The 14,374-nt window shown below is 56.2% G+C and carries 13 protein-coding genes and 1 other RNA gene; 5 read left to right on the forward strand and 9 right to left on the reverse strand.

The features are described from left to right. Nucleotides 1–89: 89 nt before the first annotated feature. From kbaY to kbaZ, 8 genes are all read right to left on the reverse strand, one after another. Nucleotides 90–962 carry a tagatose-bisphosphate aldolase subunit KbaY gene (gene kbaY, locus DD606_RS01340; protein ID WP_059371087.1) on the reverse strand — a complete coding sequence of 291 codons (873 nt, stop codon included), beginning with the start codon at nucleotides 960–962 and terminating at the stop codon, nucleotides 90–92. A gap of 12 nt (nucleotides 963–974) precedes the next feature. Next, on the reverse strand, nucleotides 975–2,117 hold the full coding sequence (locus DD606_RS01345) for an SIS domain-containing protein (RefSeq protein ID WP_129258086.1): 1,143 nt from the start codon (nucleotides 2,115–2,117) through the stop codon (nucleotides 975–977). Nucleotides 2,118–2,363: 246 nt separating this feature from the next. Beyond that, nucleotides 2,364–3,497 (reverse strand): N-acetylglucosamine-6-phosphate deacetylase, encoded by a 1,134-nt coding sequence (nagA, locus tag DD606_RS01350; RefSeq protein ID WP_129258088.1) that lies wholly within the window; start codon nucleotides 3,495–3,497, stop codon nucleotides 2,364–2,366. Beyond that, nucleotides 3,494–3,928 (reverse strand): PTS galactosamine/N-acetylgalactosamine transporter subunit IIA, encoded by a 435-nt coding sequence (gene agaF / locus DD606_RS01355; RefSeq protein WP_003861734.1) that lies wholly within the window; start codon nucleotides 3,926–3,928, stop codon nucleotides 3,494–3,496. Before agaF ends, nagA begins: the two co-directional genes overlap by 4 nt. Nucleotides 3,929–3,945: 17 nt before the next feature. Beyond that, nucleotides 3,946–4,824, reverse strand: a complete 879-nt coding sequence (gene agaE, locus DD606_RS01360; protein ID WP_022651905.1) for a PTS N-acetylgalactosamine transporter subunit IID — start codon at nucleotides 4,822–4,824, stop codon at nucleotides 3,946–3,948. After that, nucleotides 4,814–5,593 carry a PTS N-acetylgalactosamine transporter subunit IIC gene (gene agaW / locus DD606_RS01365; RefSeq protein ID WP_003861730.1) on the reverse strand — a complete coding sequence of 260 codons (780 nt, stop codon included), beginning with the start codon at nucleotides 5,591–5,593 and terminating at the stop codon, nucleotides 4,814–4,816. The genes agaE and agaW overlap by 11 nt, the downstream gene beginning before the upstream one ends. A gap of 10 nt (nucleotides 5,594–5,603) precedes the next feature. Next, nucleotides 5,604–6,077 carry a PTS N-acetylgalactosamine transporter subunit IIB gene (gene agaV / locus DD606_RS01370; protein WP_003861728.1) on the reverse strand — a complete coding sequence of 158 codons (474 nt, stop codon included), beginning with the start codon at nucleotides 6,075–6,077 and terminating at the stop codon, nucleotides 5,604–5,606. Between the two features lie 19 nt (nucleotides 6,078–6,096). Next, entirely contained in the window at nucleotides 6,097–7,404 is a 1,308-nt protein-coding gene (kbaZ, locus tag DD606_RS01375) for a tagatose-bisphosphate aldolase subunit KbaZ (protein ID WP_129258100.1), read from the reverse strand. 239 nt (nucleotides 7,405–7,643) lie between these two features. Between kbaZ and DD606_RS01380 the strand changes: the two genes are divergently transcribed. After that, complete coding sequence (locus tag DD606_RS01380) at nucleotides 7,644–8,447, forward strand: DeoR family transcriptional regulator (RefSeq protein WP_129258090.1); 804 nt, start codon at nucleotides 7,644–7,646, stop codon at nucleotides 8,445–8,447. A 107-nt stretch (nucleotides 8,448–8,554) separates the two neighbouring features. Here the strand turns inward: DD606_RS01380 and garD are convergent, their stop codons facing one another. Beyond that, nucleotides 8,555–10,126, reverse strand: a complete 1,572-nt coding sequence (gene garD, locus DD606_RS01385) for a galactarate dehydratase (protein ID WP_003862678.1) — start codon at nucleotides 10,124–10,126, stop codon at nucleotides 8,555–8,557. A 367-nt stretch (nucleotides 10,127–10,493) separates the two neighbouring features. On the opposite strand from garD, the gene garL reads away from it, so the two are divergent. The 4 genes from garL to rnpB all read left to right on the forward strand — a co-directional run bounded on the left by garL (nucleotide 10,494) and on the right by rnpB (nucleotide 13,787). After that, nucleotides 10,494–11,264, forward strand: coding sequence for a 2-dehydro-3-deoxyglucarate aldolase (garL, locus tag DD606_RS01390; RefSeq protein ID WP_045332928.1), 771 nt, complete (start codon nucleotides 10,494–10,496; stop codon nucleotides 11,262–11,264). Between the two features lie 21 nt (nucleotides 11,265–11,285). After that, nucleotides 11,286–12,176, forward strand: coding sequence for a 2-hydroxy-3-oxopropionate reductase (gene garR / locus DD606_RS01395; RefSeq protein WP_032660438.1), 891 nt, complete (start codon nucleotides 11,286–11,288; stop codon nucleotides 12,174–12,176). A gap of 56 nt (nucleotides 12,177–12,232) precedes the next feature. Further along, nucleotides 12,233–13,378, forward strand: coding sequence for a glycerate 2-kinase (garK, locus tag DD606_RS01400; RefSeq protein WP_129258092.1), 1,146 nt, complete (start codon nucleotides 12,233–12,235; stop codon nucleotides 13,376–13,378). 32 nt (nucleotides 13,379–13,410) lie between these two features. Beyond that, an RNA gene (gene rnpB, locus DD606_RS01405) (RNase P RNA component class A) lies at nucleotides 13,411–13,787 on the forward strand. The last annotated feature ends 587 nt before the right edge of the window (nucleotides 13,788–14,374 follow it).

Genomic DNA, 14,374 nt, shown 5'->3' on the forward strand with positions numbered 1-14,374 from the left:
TGGAAGGCGCTGTCCGGCTTAAGGACGCGCCTTCATATTTGCGAGGCTTATAGTTATTTTTTTAGGTACTAACGTTATGCGCGATGGGTTCAGGCTTCAGCCGGAAGCAGCAGCCGGTTCGCCGAGCCGCAAACGGTGATTTTGCTTCTGACCACCTCTTTCATGGCATCCATGCCGACGCGCATGTAGAAGCGCGGATCGTTGCCCTGTGGGTTCTCGGCAAACCAGGCTTTGACTGCGTCAGAGAAGGCGATTTTCAGCTCTGTTGCGACGTTAACTTTGCAGACGCCCAGCTCAATGGTGCGGCGCACATCCTCATCCGGCACATCGCTTGCACCATGCAGCACCAGCGGCACTGTCACTACCTCGCGGATCTCGGCCAGCCGCTGGAAGTCGATTTTTGGGCGTTTGGTATAGAGACCGTGCGCGGTACCGATGGCGACGGCGAGGCTGTCCACGCCTGTCAGTTCGACAAAGCGTTTTGCTTCCTGCGGGTCGGTCAGGAACGCGCTTTCGGCGTCGACGCTCATGTCATCTTCCACCCCACCCAGTCGGCCCAGTTCGGCCTCGACGCTACAGTCGTTGAGGTGGCAGAAATCGACGACCGATTTCACCAGCTTGACGTTTTGTTCGAAGGAGTAATGGCTACCGTCGATCATTGCGCTACGTACGCCGGCATGGACTTTGCGGCGAATGTCGTCCAGCGATTCGTGGTGATCGAGGTGTAGCGCCAGCGGCATGTCATAAGTAAAGGAATACGCGCTGCACAAGGCGTAAATCTCTTCCAGCGCAATATGTTTAAACGTCCCCGGCGTACCCGCGAGGATCACCGGCGATCGCATTTCGCTACAGACTTCGAGGATCGCCTGGATCGTCTCGGCGTTATGGATGTTAAAGGCCGGAACGGCATAGCCCTTCGCCTGTGCGTCCTGCAAAAGATATTTGGTAGAAATAATACTCATGAGCCTGTCCTCTTAAGCATGCCACGGATGAATAACGACGCCCTGGACCACACGGTTAACCGTACCGCTGGCGGATGGCGTATCCGGCGTATTGCCAACGTGCAGAGACTGGGTCAGTGCGAAGACCTGGGCGTACATCAGGAAGCAGAACGCCTGCTCCATATCGTTAAATAAACGGGAAGGCGGCAGCAGGATATGCGGGCCAGCTTCAATGACCGGATCCGTTTCGGCTGCAATGGCTACCACGCGCATAGCCTGACGATCGCGTCGCAGCTCGGCGAGCAGATCCAGATCGTACTGACGCGTGTACGGATGGCTGGAGACAAACACGACGACCAGCGTTTCGTTGTCCACCAGCGACTTAGGCCCGTGACGGAAACCCGTTGGCGAATCGTAGAATGCCGCCAGTTTGCCGGCGGTCAGCTCCAGCACCTTCAACGCTGACTCCCGTGCGGCGCCCTGTAATCCACCGCTGCCCAGATAAACAATGCGTTTCCACGGTTCGTTACCAAAGACGCCGGGGCTGAAATCGCCAAGCGACGTGAGGATCGCCTGACAGCGATCGGACACGTCGCGGAACGTTTTGCTGTTGATCGTTTCCGGTGCGAATACCGCCAGGCAGCTCGCCATCATGGTGGTGATGCTGCTTGTCATCGCGAACCCGCGATCGTGCGTTTCGGCTGGCATGAGCAGAGCGCAGGCGTTATCGCTGTCGACGGCATTCTGGTACAGGCTGCCCGCTTCATTACAGGTGATCGACAGGTGGTAGCACTCCGGTACGAACTGATTCGCCAGCTCAACGGCGGCGACGCTCTCCGGGCTATTGCCAGAACGGGCGAAAGAGACCAGCAGCAGCGGATGCGCAGGGCTGAAGTAATCCATCGGGTTGGTGACCAGATCGGTCGTAGGTATCGCGGTGATATTTTTTCTCGTGTGGCTGGCAAGCCATGGCGCAATGATGTCGCCGATAAAAGCAGACGTACCCGCGCCGGTCAGAACGATCCGCAGATCGGGCTTGCGCAACAGTGGCGTCAGAAAACTGTCGATCGACGCGCGCAGATTATCAATATTGTTGAGCGAGCGAAGCCAGCTGGCTGGCTGCTGGCGGATCTCTTTTTCGGTCCAGGTGCCGGTGGTGGTAGTGGTTTGTGGCATAACTCAGTCCTTAGTCGTGTGAATTCCACATCAGACGCTGGCAAATGTGTCGCTATCTTTCGTTTCGTTTCACTTGTTTACTTTAGCAGTTAAAGAAAATCTATAGAAAAGAAATCGAAAGTTCAATGGCGAAAAAGAAATAAAACGAAAAGTGTGATCGCGAAAGGAAAGGCGAAGATCAAGGAAAGGAAAAGAAAGGCCTTACGATCGTCTTCCGTAAGGCCAACAGAGCACACTGTGAAGGGGCTACAGGGAAAGAGCCTGACCCTGGATCCAGATCTGCCGGAGGTGTAAACCCGCATCGAGCGCAATAATATTGGCGCGTTTGCCTGGTGCTAACGATCCCAGCAGGTGATCCATACCGAGCAGACGGGCGGGATGCAGCGAGGCCATATGGATAGCGTTTTCTGGGGCGACCCCCGTATGCTCCACCATATTTCGCACGGCGGCATCCAGCGCGAGCGTGCTGCCCGCCAGCCCGCCCGAGGCCGTGCGAACAACGCCGCCCTGCATCTCGACATTTTCACCACACAACGTATAGCGCCCATCAGGCATACCCGCCGCCTGCATGGCATCGGTAATCAGCACCGTACGATCCTTCGCGCAGCAACAACATAGCCGCATGGCTCCAGGATGAACGTGATGCCCGTCGGCAATAAGCTCCAGCCACGCGCGTGGGTCCGTAAGCCCGGCGCCAACCATGCCCGGCTCCCGGTGGTGTAATCCCGTCATGCCGTTGTAGCAGTGCACCAGCCCGTCTGCGCCTGCATCAAATGCGTCCAGGGTTTGCGCGTATGTAGCGGCGCTGTGGCCCAGCATGACGCGTATCCCTTTTTGCTTGAGGTGATGGATCGCCTTCAGGGCATCCACTTTTTCCGGAGCAAGCGCCACCACCCGCAGCGTGTTCTGCGAAACCGCAATCAGCTCATCAAGTTCCGCGAGATCCAGCTCGCGAAACAGTTCTGGCGGGTGCGCCCCTTTGTTCTGCGGTGTAAAGTACGGGCCTTCCAGATAGCTGCCCAGGAGCTGCGCGCCGGGGCCACCGGCATGACAGCGCCGGGCAATGCGCCGTAACGCGCCATGGATCGCCTCCAGCGGAGCGGTGACGGTGGTAGGCAGAAACGCCCCTACGCCTTCACGCGCTTTATGTAAGGCTAACCGGTCCAGCACGTCGGGGGCATCATCCATCACATCCACACCCGCGCCGCCGTGGACGTGGATATCAATGTATGCCGGGCAAAGCAGGTCTGCCTCGCGGGTGTTAACCCCTGCCGGAATCGGCTCGATGGCGGTGATGACGCCTCTATCCATACGCAGCTGATGGTCATCCAGCCAGCCTTGCCCGGTAAGCAGACGACGCGCGCGCAGCAGCTGGCTCATATCCCTTCCTCGGCGGGCGCTTCCTCGCGACAGCGTGCAAGTTCATCCACCAGGCTGGTCAGGCCGCGATGGCCGCACTCCAGCGCCTGCAAACGAAAGGCTTCACTGCTTAATCCGTCGCGCTCCAGAACCATCTCCAGCAAAAGCTGGAGATTGGTGCCGGTAATCACTTCGCTGCCGGGGCGCTGCATCGCGAGGGTAGAGGCCACACGAAACGGCGTACCGCCGAGAAGATCGGTGAGAAACACGATATCGTGCTCTGCATCCAGTTCATTCACTGCCTGCTCAAGCTGCGCGGTCAGCCGCGCAGTGGTGGAGCTTTCCGGAAAATCGATGGCGATAAACTGCGGCTGTTCGCCGAGGATTTGCTTCATCGCCTGTTGCAGGCCGCTGGCAAAACCGCCGTGACCCGTCAAAATAATGCCTAACATCGCAACCTCTTTGCTTTTTACAGGAAGTGACAGAATTTACCGACAACGCCCAGCACCACGGTGATACCAATCAGGCGCAGTGGGCTCCAGCCACGGCGTACCAGCCAGAACATGATCAGGGTGTAGACCAGCGGCAGAAAGGCGGGCATCAGTTTGTCGATCACATCGGTTTGCAGTTTGACGACCGCATCCCCGGCTTTAATCTCGAGTGTGGTATTCAGGCGCACATAGGTTGCCACCAGCGCGCCAATCACTGTCATTCCGACAATGGACGCAGCATGACCAACCTTTTTGGTGTTGGCCTTGATCAGCGGGATCGCGGCGACACCCATTCGGTAGGCATAGTGCGCCAGACCAAAACGCAGGCCGAGATGCACCACGTTAAACAGAACGATAAAGACCACCGCGCCAAGAATGGATCCCTGTAGCGCCAGGCTGGCGCCAATCCCCCCGCAGATGGGCAGCAGGGTCAGCCAGAACATGGCGTCACCAATGCCACCGAGCGGTGCGCCGACGGCAATTTTAGTGCTCTGGATGCTGTTCACATCCTGCTTGGAACGCTCCATTGCCAGAATAATGCCGATGACGAAGGTCACCAGGAACGGGTGGGTGTTAAAGAAGCCCATATGGCCTTTCATGGCGCGCGCCAGGTCCCGCTTATTGGTGTGGATCTTTTTCAGCGCGGGCAGTAGCCCATACAGCCAGCCGGAGGCCTGCATACGCTCGTAGTTAAACGAGGCCTGTAGCAGCATGGAACGCCAGGCGACACGGTTAATATCCTTTTTCGTTAGCTCAGCGCCAATACTCTGATCTTCGTAGACGTTTTCATTCACGCCGGTCAGCAGTGTCTCTTCACTTTCAGACACGCCCGGCAGGGTGGTGTGATTAGATGCCATCTTCAAATTCCTCTTTCTGGGCCGCAGGCGCCGTGGGTTCAGGCGATTTGCGCAGCAGGTCGATCAGCGCCATCGCCAGTGCAGCCGCGGCAATCGCCAGCACCGGGAGTTTCAGCCAGGCCGCGGCGACAAAGCCGATAATGAAGTAAGGGATGTAAACGTTTTTCATCATGATCTTCAGTAGCACGGCGAAGCCGATCGCTGGCATGATGCCGCCCGCGACGCCGAGACCGTCGATCAGACGTTCCGGCAGCACGTCAATGGCGGTTTTCGCATGTTCAGCCCCGAAGTAGATGGGCAGAAATGCGCACAGGAAGTAGAAGACGCCGAGCGCCAGCAGTGCCAGATAGTTGACCCGTTCAATACCACGGGTGTCTGCGTTAGCCGCCATGCGATCGCAGCGGGACATCACGCCGGACATCACCGAGAAGAGGAAGGTGATCCCCATCTGAACCGCCACGGCAAACGGCACGGCGACCCCAACGGCGACATCCGGCTTCACGCCTGTAGTAATGGCAAATGTGGTGCCAACGATGGTGCCGATAATCACGTTTGGCGGCTGCGCGCCCGCCAGCGGCGCGAGTCCCATCCAGACCAGTTCTAACGTACCGCCGGTCAGAATTCCGGTGTGCAAATCGCCCAGAATCAGGCCAACCAGTGGCCCGAGCACCACTGGACGGTGCATGTGTGTTAAGCCATTAAACATATCCAGGCCCGCTATAAAGGCGAGAAGCCCCAGCGCGAAAGCCTGCAACAGACTGATTTCCATTGTGAATCCCTCAGAGCAGTTTAAAGAGATCCAAAGCAGTCTCTGTTGGAACGCCCTGAACGAAGCATTCCACTCCGGCCGCCTTCAGGCCGTTAAACGCGGCGATATCGTTCGCGTCTACAGATACCGTTTTGGCAATTTGCTGTTTGCCACTGGCGTAATGCATATTTCCGACGTTAATACGGGTGATGGGCACGCCGCCCTCGACCAGCGTTAAAAAATCAGCCGGTGTTTTACAGACCAGCAGAATTTTCTGCCGGTCGGCGGCGCGATGAATGTTGTCGATCACTTTTTGCAGAGACCAGAAACGCACGGCGATGCCTTCCGCAAGCACCATCTCCATCAGGTTTTGCTGAACCGGATCGTCTGCAACCTCGTCATTTGCCACCAGCACCAGGTTCGCCCCCGCAAACCCCACCCACTGTACGCCCACCTGACCGTGGATCAGGCGTTCATCAATGCGGCATAAGACAATGTTTGGCATAGCGTTTTCCTCTTTTTAATTATGCGTGTTGAGTCGTTACGCCTTCGCAGGCGGCATGGTACTGCTGGAGTATGTCCTGAATGTGGTCGAGGATGAGTTCCCGTGGTGTGGAGCTGAGAGCGCCATCGCGAACTTTGCTGTACTGCAACGGCAGATACTGGCTGATCAGCGGCAGCGGGATCGGTTCATCCGCCAGGTTGCGTACCAGCCGCTCAAAGGCGTCGTCAATCTGGCTGTCTGGCCAGTAATAGCGCACGCGGTCGGAATAGCTGTAACCGCGGGCCAGGCGACGGGCATTGCCGTCGCCGTGATAGTGGCTTTGCCAGTATTCCGGGCGATCGAGCATCACGTTTTCCAGGACGTGACGCAGCCCTGAGCAGGCTTTTGCCGGCAGCAGCTCTTCTTCAATTGCTGCCAGTGAGAACAGCGCTTCGCGCAGCGCGAAGGTTAGCGCAGGGCCGACTTTCAGAATGGCGAAGTGATCTTTCACCAACTGGCGCAGCGCCTGCGGCGTCTGGTAATCGGTAGAGTGTGCTTCAAATACCAGCGTGTCGTAGGCTTCAACCATCTTGCTCAGCGCGACGGCTTTATGCGGTTGATAGTCACAAACGTGCGCATGGTCGAACTCAACGCCAGGCTGAACGACCAGGCCAATAATGCGCGGCCAGATGTCGCTTAACCCTTCCTTCTCGAATGCGTGGCGGTGTGCCTCAAGCGTGGCGCGTGCCGCCTCTGGCGTGGTGACCTCAAGCTCGGTCAGCGTCTCGTGTGCCCCACCGGGAACCGGAACTTCCGTGCCGATAACGTAGACCAGATCGGCTACGCCAAATTGCTCGAGACAGGTGGTTTCGGCAATTTTAGCCAGCCGAGCGGCACGCCCGGCAACGATTGCATCGGTTAAAGGAACCGGGTCGTCTTCGCAGGACATGCTGCAATCGAGGTGAATTTTTTTAAATCCGGCCGCCACGTAGCTTCTGATCAGATCGTCGGCGTTCGCCATCGCCTGCAAAGCTGGCAGGTTTTGCCAGCGGTTTGGACCTAAATGATCGCCGCCAAGGATCAGCTGTGAGGTGGGGAAGCCGAGGGATCCCGCCAGCTTGCAGACAAACCCATAAAAATCGGCGGGCGTCATACCGGTATAGCCGCCAAACTGATCCACCTGGTTTGAGGTGGCTTCAATCAGCAGAGGCGTCTGTTGTGAATGGACGTAACGTATTGCAGCTTCAAGTACCAGTGGATGTGCGGAACAGACGGCATAAATCCCGTTTGTATTCCCCCGTTTATGTTGTTCCACCATTTCTGTCAGATGTTTCACTTTCCTCTCCATTTCGGATGGTGTTGGCATTCATCTTTCGTTTTGTTTCATTTGATACTGCATTATGGTGATGTAAAAATAAAACGAAAGATAATAGTTTTCCGATCTGTTTCACAAAAGAAACATAATGAAAGGTTTCAGCGGCGATTAAGCTTGCGTCCACCTACCATACAGGGCTTGCATTCCCTCAAAAGAAAGGCGTTAATAAGAAAAACGAAATGAAACGAAAGTTTATTTACTAAGGAGCTCGTATGAGCAGCACCGATTCATCCGCAGAGAAGCGCATCACCGGCACCAGTGAAAGGCGAGAGCAGATCATTCAGCGGTTGCGGGCGCAGGGAAGCGTGCAGGTTAACGATCTTTCTCTTTTATTCGGCGTGTCGACGGTGACGATCCGTAACGATCTGGCCTTTCTGGAAAAGCAGGGGATTGCCGTTCGCGCTTACGGCGGCGCGCTGATTTGCGAAGGCAATGCCCCCGGCGTGGAGCCGTCCGTTGAGGACAAAAGTTCCCTTAATACGGCAGTGAAGCGCAGCATCGCGCAGGCGGCGGCTGAACTGGTGAAGCCGGGTCACCGCATTATTCTGGACTCCGGCACCACAACCTTTGAAATTGCCCGCATGCTGCGCCAGCACACCGATGTCATTGCCATGACCAACGGGATGAACGTGGCAAACGCGCTGCTGGAAGCGGAAGGCGTAGAGCTGCTGATGACCGGCGGGCATTTGCGCCGTCAGTCACAGTCCTTCTACGGCGACCAGGCGGAGCAGTCCTTACAGAATTACCATTTTGACCTGCTGTTCCTGGGCGTCGATGCCATCGATCTCGACCGGGGGGTGAGTACGCATAACGAGGATGAAGCCCGTCTGAACCGCAAAATGTGCGAGGTGGCGGAGCGTATTATCGTTGTCACGGACTCCAGCAAGTTTAATCGTTCAAGCCTGCATAAAATTATTGATACCCATCGAATCGACATGATTATCGTTGATAAAGGCATTCCGGCGGAAAGCCTGGAAGGGTTACGCAAAAGCGGGATCGATGTGGTGCTGGTCTAAAGGGGCTTTTCCCCCTCACCCTAACCCTCTCCCCATAGGGGAGAGGGGACTGCTCGGTGCGGTTTTTTACCCTCTCCCCGGTGGGGAGAGGGCAGGGTGAGGGACAATCACGTCACCGGCGCCGGGTTAAACACCGCCAGCGAGTTATGCAATCCCCATTGATCGGAGAAGGTTTTCTTCCGCCCGCTTGCCACATCCAGAATGAAGTGGAACAGCTTCCAGCCCACCTCTTCAATACTCTCTTCCCCGGTGGCGATGGTGCCCGCGTTGATATCCATTAAGTCATACCAGCGGTTTGCCAGCTCGGTGCGGGTCGCCATTTTGATCACCGGTACCGCCATCAGGCCGTACGGCGTGCCGCGCCCGGTGGTAAAGACCTGTACCGTAATGCCGGACGCCACCTGCTGGGTGCCGCAAACGAAATCACTGGCAGGCGTTGCCGCATAGATCAGGCCGCGTTTGGTTGGTCGCTGGCCAGGGGAGAGCACTTCCACAATCGCGCTCTGGCCGGATTTGGCAATTGACCCGAGGGCCTTTTCCACCACGTTCGCCAGGCCGCCTTTCTTGTTACCCGGAGACGGGTTGGCGCTGCGGTCGGTTTTGCCCATGTCGAGATAGTTATCGTACCAGGCCATTTCCTCCAGCAGGCGTTTGCCCACCTCTTCGTTGACGGCGCGCGGCGTGAGCAGGTGGATAGCATCACGTACTTCGGTGACTTCGGAGAACATCACCGTGGCGCCGCAGCGCACGAACAGATCGGAGGCATAACCTACCGCCGGGTTAGCGGTGACGCCGGAAAACGCATCGCTGCCGCCACACTGTGTCCCAACGACCAGTTCAGAGGCCGGGCAGGTTTCACGCTGGCGTTTGTTCAACTTCTCCAGATGGCGCTCTGCCACCTGTAAAATGTCGTCGACCATCGATCTGAAGCCGACATGGTGTTCATCCTGAAGACGCACAACACTGGCATCGTCAACCGGAATGGCTTTCACATCCTCAGTACCCTGCAACAGGCGTTCTGGCTGCAATTTTTCACAGCCGAGACCAATCACCATTACCTCACCGCCAAAGTTTGGGTTAAGGGCGATATTGTGAATCGTACGGATCGGCACGACCGCTGCCGGCGCGTTGATCGCCACGCCGCAGCCGTACAGGTGGTTAAGACCCACCACGCCGTCAACGTTGGGGTATTTCGGCAACAGATCGCGCTCAATAATTTTCACAACGTAATCCACTACGCCCGCCACGCAATGCACGCTGGTGGTGATGCCAAGCAGGTTTTTGGTTCCCACGCTGCCATCCGCATTGCGGTAACCTTCGAAGGTATAACCCTCCAGCGGAGGCAACGGCTCAGGGACGCGGGTAGCCAGCGGCAACGTCTCCAGCGGCGGGGCGGTGGGCAGCTCAACCAGCGACTCCTCAATCCAGCTACCCTGCGGGATAGCGCGCACCGCATAGCCGATGACTTCGCCGTAGCGCACGATTTCACCGTGAGCCGGGATATCGACCAGTGCGACTTTATGCCCCTGCGGAATGTGCTCAATCAGCTCCAGGCCATCCGGAAAGCGGGTGCCAGCTTTTAAGCCATTGTCGTTGACAATAATCGCCACGTTATCAGTATCGTGCACTTTTATATAGAACGCCGTCGGCGACGCCTGTCGAATTTCAATATCGGCCATTGTTCACTCTTCTCCAGCAAAATATCTGATACTAAATATAGCCAGATGGTTAATCGTTTCTTATTGAGGAAATAAAGAATGTCAGGAGAGGAAAAGTGAGAATGTGATCGCGATCGCTCCCGAAACACTAATCGTTGATTCTGTGCATCAGCGCCCACTGCATTGGGCAAATGCTCAAAATAGCGTGTTACTCCCGCTGGATAATTGAGCATTGAGACAATGTGCTGCCGGGTGGTGACGATTATACTGAATGACGATTTTATAACGCCAAAATTCAGTCAGGAAAATAAATATAACGCTGACGCTGAGTCGGAATAAATAAGAAAAGTTACTGGCTAAAACTGCGGAATTAAAAAAGGTATAAGTAATGAGTAACGACATCTTCCCGAATAAATTTAAAGCGGCCCTCGCGGCGCACCAGATTCAGATTGGCTGCTGGTCTGCGCTGGCCAACCCCATCAGCACCGAAGTGCTGGGCCTGGCCGGGTTCGACTGGCTGGTGCTGGACGGCGAACATGCGCCAAACGATATCAACACGTTTATTCCGCAGCTGATGGCGCTGAAAGGCAGCCACAGCGCGCCGGTGGTGCGTGTGCCCACCAACGAGCCGGTGATCATCAAGCGTCTGCTGGATATCGGCTTCTACAACTTTCTGATCCCGTTTGTTGAAACGGAAGAAGAAGCGGTGCTGGCCGTGGCGGCGACCCGCTATCCACCGGAAGGGATCCGCGGCGTGTCCGTCTCGCACCGCGCCAACATGTTTGGCACCGTGCCGGACTATTTCTCCCAGTCCAACAAGAACATCACCATTCTGGTTCAGATCGAGAGCCAGCAGGGGGTCGATAACGTCGACGCTATTGCCGCGACGGAGGGCGTCGACGGCATTTTCGTCGGCCCGAGCGATCTGGCGGCCGCCTTTGGTCATCTGGGTAACGCCAGCCATCCGGATGTGCAGCGCGCAATTCAGCACATTTTTGCCCGTGCCAAAGCGCACGGTAAACCGTGCGGCATTCTGGCGCCAGTGGAAGCCGATGCCCGCCGTTACCTGGAATGGGGCGCAACGTTTGTCGCCGTCGGCAGCGATCTCGGCGTATTCCGCGCCGCCACGCAGAAATTAGCGGACGCTTTTAAAAAATAACCATCATTGAGGAAACAGATTATGACGCTGAAAGTGGGTTTTATTGGCCTGGGTATCATGGGCAAACCAATGAGCAAAAACCTCATCAAAGCAGGTTACTCACTGGTGGTTTTAGATCGTAATTCAGACGCGGTGGCAGAGGTGATTGCGGCTGGCGCAGAAACGGCGACAACCGCAAAAGCAATTGCTGAGCAGTGCGACGTGATTATCACCATGCTGCCAAACTCCCCGCACGTGAAAGAGGTGGCGCTGGGTGAGAACGGCATTATCGATGGCGCGAAGCCGGGTCTGGTGGTGATCGACATGAGTTCTATCGCACCGCTGGCAAGCCGCGAAATCAGCGAGGAGCTGAAAGCGAAGGGCGTGGAGATGCTGGATGCGCCGGTCAGCGGCGGCGAACCGAAAGCCATCGACGGCACCCTGTCGGTGATGGTAGGGGGCGATAAAGCCGTGTTCGACAAATACTACGACCTGATGAAAGCCATGGCTGGCTCCGTGGTGCACACCGGTGAAATTGGCGCAGGCAACGTCACCAAGCTGGCAAACCAGGTGATTGTGGCGTTGAACATCGCGGCTATGTCGGAGGCGCTAACGCTGGCCACCAAAGCGGGCGTTAATCCGGATCTGGTCTATCAGGCCATTCGCGGTGGTCTGGCGGGCAGCACCGTGCTGGATGCCAAGGCGCCGATGGTGATGGATCGTAACTTCAGGCCGGGCTTCCGCATCGATCTGCACATTAAGGATCTGGCGAATGCGCTGGATACCTCCCACGGCGTGGGGGCGCAGCTGCCGCTGACTGCCGCCGTCATGGAGATGATGCAGGCGCTGCGTGCGGATGGTCTGGGCACCGCCGATCACAGCGCGTTAGCGTGCTATTACGAAAAGCTGGCGAAGGTTGAAATTGCTCGCTAATGACGTCCCGCCCGGTGGCGTTACGCTTACCGGGCCTACGGCTCAGGCATACAACTATGAAAATCGTAATCGCGCCAGACTCTTATAAAGAAAGCCTGTCTGCCACTGAGGTGGCGCAGGCGATAGAAAAAGGATTTCGGGAAATTTTCCCCTACGCTCATTACGTGTCTGTTCCCGTTGCTGACGGCGGAGAAGGTACGGTTGAAGCGATGATCGCCGCTACGCAGGGCACCTGGCAGCAGGCTATCGTCACCGGCCCGTTAGGGGAAAAGGTGAAGGCCAGCTGGGGGATCTCGGGCGACGGTACCACCGCGTTTATCGAGATGGCCGCCGCCAGCGGCCTGGTGCTTGTTCCTCCCGCGCAGCGTAACCCGCTGGTCACGACGTCGCGCGGGACGGGGGAGCTGATCCTCCGCGCGCTGGATAAAGGCGCGCGCAACATCATTATCGGTATCGGCGGGAGCGCAACCAACGATGGGGGCGCAGGCATGATGCAGGCGCTGGGCGCGAAGTTTACGGATGCGAACGGGACGGAGATCGGCTACGGCGGCGGCAGCCTGATGGCGCTTAACCGGATTGATATTTCGGATCTCGATCCGCGTCTTCAGGGGTGCGCAATCCGTGTCGCCTGTGACGTGACGAATCCGCTGGTCGGTGAAAGCGGCGCGTCGCGTATCTTTGGACCGCAAAAAGGCGCCACGGAGGAGATGATCCTCGAACTCGACGCCAGTCTTAGCCACTATGCCGAAGTGATCAAAAAAACGCTGCGCATTGACGTCAACCGGGTTCCGGGGGCTGGCGCCGCGGGCGGCATGGGCGCGGCGCTGATGGCCTTCCTGGGCGCAGAGCTGAAAAGCGGCATTGAGATTGTCACTCAGGCGCTCAATCTTGAAGAACATATTCACGACTGCACGTGGGTGCTGACGGGGGAAGGGCGCATCGACAGCCAGAGCATAAATGGCAAAGTGCCCGTCGGCGTGGCGAGCGTCGCCAAAAAATACCATAAGCCAGTGATAGGGATTGCCGGAAGTCTGACGCAGGATGTGGGTGTGGTGCATCAGTACGGCATCGATGCGGTGTTCAGCGTACTGACCCGCATCGGCTCACTGGAAGAGGCGTTCCAGGGAGCGTATGACAACATTTACCGCGCCTCGCGGAATATCGCGGCCACATTGCAGGTAGGCATGCGTAGCCAGGGGTGACAGCGACGCGCAAACCCTCTATACTGCGCGCCGAAGCTGACCAGACAGTCGCCGCTTCGTCGTCGTCCCTTTCGGGGGAGACGGGCGGAGGGGAGGAAAGTCCGGGCTCCATAGGGCAGGGTGCCAGGTAACGCCTGGGGGGGAAACCCACGACCAGTGCAACAGAGAGCAAACCGCCGATGGCCCGCGCAAGCGGGATCAGGTAAGGGTGAAAGGGTGCGGTAAGAGCGCACCGCGCGGCTGGTAACAGTCCGTGGCACGGTAAACTCCACCCGGAGCAAGGCCAAATAGGGGTTCACATGGTACGGCCCGTACTGAACCCGGGTAGGCTGCTTGAGCCAGTGAGCGATTGCTGGCCTAGATGAATGACTGTCCACGACAGAACCCGGCTTATCGGTCAGCTTCAACTTCTTACCAAACCCCGCTTCGGCGGGGTTTTTGCTTTCTGAAGGTTGCAGGTCGGGTAAGCGAAGCGCCAAACGACATCAATTCTCAATTTTGCGACGCTAAGCACGTTTCACTATTTGTTCGGCTGCGTGTTCCTCTCATCTGCTGCGCATGATCGTAATCACAAAATTTAACGCTATAAAATTAGAAAAATTTAGTGTTGAGCAGATGTTGTAAATGTTTAGTCAGTGATGCCGAATGTTATTCATTTGATAATTTAATATTGAATCTAAAAACATTCTTCTGGTGAATGTGTGATATATCCCACTCTTTAACCGGAAAGTGAATAAATACTCCTGGTAAAGTTGATAAACCACAAAAATGTTTTAAAGGAATAATGGTGTTTTATTAACCTTTAATTGCCTGAAAGATAGCCTTTATTAATATTTTTAAGGCAAAAAAATTCACGCTGGTTATTGCCATAAAATAAATTTATTACCGCGTTTTTTATTGATCAATGTCAGCGTAAATGCGTATTTTTATTGTGATAAATCTTTGATTTATAAAGATGTAAATAGTTTTCTGGTGCGACTGAAAACAGAGCGTCCT

The sequence above is a fragment of the Enterobacter cloacae complex sp. GF14B genome (assembly GCF_004136805.1).
GTDB classification, from domain to species: Bacteria; Pseudomonadota; Gammaproteobacteria; order Enterobacterales; family Enterobacteriaceae; genus Enterobacter; species Enterobacter hormaechei_C.